We start from the raw sequence: 2,636 nt of genomic DNA on the forward strand, positions 1-2,636 counted from the left end.
ATCCACCGTTTGTGGATGATACTTGGATGGGTTTCCTGCTTTGCGTGCCAATTGGAATTGCGCCTGGCCCTTCCGGGGCACGGCTCGCTCCATTTATCGGAGGTCCAGGACTGTGATTCGGTGGTCGATCGTCTGCCTCGCTTTTCCGCCACGGCCCCAGGCCCAGGCGTGGATATCCGGTATCCAAAGCAATGCGTTCGTGCACCCGGCGGGCTCGTGGTCATAGTGCAGTCGGGTCTGAGTGCCGATGGCGTTGCGGATGACTCTTCTGTCCTCGTGGTCCTGCTCGCAACTTTCGATTACTGCGCGTACCGCGCCGCTTTTGTACAGATGGTCGAAGGCCACACCGAGTGCGAGGTCACGAGCCTCGCGAGTCGAGCAGCGCTTGTGAACGACGAAGAGAGTGCTGTGAGCGTCGAGAGTTGCCACGCCGGCGATGATCGGTATCGCGCTCCGCTTGTCGACCTGCTTCATGTGGATTCTGCTGGAACCTTTGGGCCGCAACGCCATAACGGCTGCCCGTATCCTGTTGCTGTTCGCGGCGGCGATCGCGGTGGCGCACAGAATATAGCGACCCTGCCTGGCTGATTCGTCGACGAATATGTGAGATCCGGCAAGCTGCTCCACTACGCCCCCTTGTCCGTGGCCCTCGAGTGTTTCCGTGCTTCGATCTGCAATTCGCGACGACGCGTCGTGCTGAACGGCGTTCGTAGAGCGCGGTGATATCGCTCGCGGCGCACCCCGGGAGGTAGACGAGGCGAGGCAACTCGCTGGACATGGATGTCGAGCAGCCCGGCATTGCTGAGTTCGGTATATCCACGCTCAGCAGTCCGTTCGGAGATCCCGTACCACTCGGATGCTCGTTCGACTGCCATCTCGAACGCCGGAGTGCCCTGGGTCTCTTTGAGCATGATCAAGAGCATTGCCTTGCCGGGCAGCCGCAGGTAGTCAACGTATCCTGCCGTCCAATAGTCGTGTGGCACAGCGAAATAGCCCCCGGTGTCGACGTCGGCGGTCGGCTGCCCTGGTTTCGACCATGCCTTTCCGGTTCCGTCCTCCATGAGCGGCGTGACGATCGTCGAGTGGCCGAGGCGAGTCTTGACGGTGAGTCGAAACTCCTCGAGAACACGGAAGGTCTTGGAAACAGTGGTGACACTGCAGGGCTTCCGGGTGCTCAACAAATGGGCCCAGGTGCCGAAGGGGAGTGGATCCGAGTTCGACAGCACCGGTTGTAGTGCGTACACCAAGAGGATCGCATCGAGTGCACGCTCTTGACGGTTCCGGACCAGGATCGCAAGCGTCGATCCACGTTCAGCGCTCCCCGGAGGCCGCTGAACGAAACTGTTTCGCACAGGCGTGTAGGCCCGCTTGGCGCTGCTGAGCAGAGCAGTGACGGCGGCCTGGGAACTCAGGGCGGGCTCGTCGACCAGATCTGCGAACGGATCCTCACTCATGCCGACGAAGGTACCGCTAGCAGTGCGATCATGGTGTCTTGCTGCTGGATTGGGCGTTGCCCTGCCGGGTGCCACTCTGAAAAACTATGAAATCATCATGTGAAACATCGACAAACTACTCATGAAACGCCAGTCTGTTTCGTGTGAAGTCCACCTCGCGCATGCCCGATTGTGCAGCCTGCGTTGCCCTGCCAGGACCTCGTCGCGCAGATTTCGGCGGTCCGGTCCGCAGCTCGCTCGGTGGGTCGGCCTTCCACCGGTGGCTCGCTCCTGAAACGGTCAGGTCGATGCCCGCATATGCGCGGCGTGCATCGTGATTCAGCGCGGCACCCGGCAGCGGGTCGGGGCGGGGAGCCGGCCGTGCAGGTAGGCCGCCGGTGGGACGCCCATCAGGGTGCGGAAATCGGCGGTGAGGTGGGACTGGTCGTAGTAGCCGGTGCCTGCGGCCAGGTGGGACCAGGGTGTGTTGCCCGCGTAGGCGAGGACGCGGTGGATGCGGTCGATGCGGGCGAAGTGCTTGGGGGACAGGCCGATTCCGGTGGCGAACAGGTTTCGCAGCTGGCGTTCGCTGACGGCGAGCCGGGCGGCGAGGTGGGGGATGGCCGGGGCATCGGCGGCGGTGAGCGCCGAGATGGCCTGGCGCAGCACGATGCGGTGCGCGCGTTCGGTGCCGGTTTCGGAGACCTGGTTCGGGAGAACTTCTTCCAGATAGGTGATCGCTTCGTCGGCGGGCAGCCGGGTCAGTTGGCTCGAGCTCAGTGGTCCCGGCAAGTCGTCGAGCCGCACAACCCGGTCGGTGAGCTCGCCCGCGGCCACGCCGAGCAGCTGACGGGTCACTCCGGGCGCCAGGCGCAGCCGCACGCATCCGGCGGGCTTGTCGGCCCGAGAGTATGACGCCTTCGTCTGCGCTCCGACGACGAAAGCCGCTCTCCTGCCCGACTGTTCGGTGCGCAGCACCACCGTCGTCGACGCCACGGGCGGATGAGCGAACGGCTGGGAGAGGTCGTCGTAGACGGGCGTGCTGGTCAGCTCGGTGAGCCAGGGGCGCAGGGATTCCGGCGTCGGCACCGGCGTCTCGAGCTGGGCTGAGGTCAGATACTGCGTGCTCACCCGGTCAACAGTAGGTGCCGCGGCCCGCCTTGTCTGTGCCGATTTTTCCTATAGTCGCAGGCAGGGCAGTTG

Annotated in this window: 3 protein-coding genes; all 3 read right to left on the reverse strand. The window is 63.8% G+C overall.

Annotated features, from left to right (window positions below):
• Positions 1 to 93: 93 nt before the first annotated feature.
• A complete protein-coding gene (locus tag ACFWPJ_RS27115; protein WP_378855459.1) occupies positions 94 to 627 on the reverse strand; it encodes a hypothetical protein in 534 nt (177 codons plus the stop codon).
• On the reverse strand, positions 627 to 1,454 hold the full coding sequence (locus ACFWPJ_RS27120) for a hypothetical protein (protein WP_378855461.1): 828 nt from the start codon (positions 1,452 to 1,454) through the stop codon (positions 627 to 629). Before ACFWPJ_RS27120 ends, ACFWPJ_RS27115 begins: the two co-directional genes overlap by 1 nt.
• 318 nt (positions 1,455 to 1,772) lie before the next feature.
• Positions 1,773 to 2,564: a helix-turn-helix domain-containing protein gene (locus ACFWPJ_RS27125; RefSeq protein ID WP_378855463.1), complete on the reverse strand. Its 792-nt coding sequence runs from the start codon at positions 2,562 to 2,564 to the stop codon at positions 1,773 to 1,775.
• Between the last annotated feature and the right edge of the window lie 72 nt (positions 2,565 to 2,636).

This window comes from Nocardia sp. NPDC058497 (genome assembly GCF_042720195.1).
In the GTDB taxonomy this organism is placed as follows: Bacteria; Actinomycetota; Actinomycetes; order Mycobacteriales; family Mycobacteriaceae; genus Nocardia.

Excerpts from the sequence above, each read along its gene's own strand:
- ACFWPJ_RS27120 (WP_378855461.1), bottom strand. The coding sequence starts at position 1,454 with ATGAGTGAGGATCCGTTCGCAGATCTGGTCGACGAGCCCGCCCTGAGT.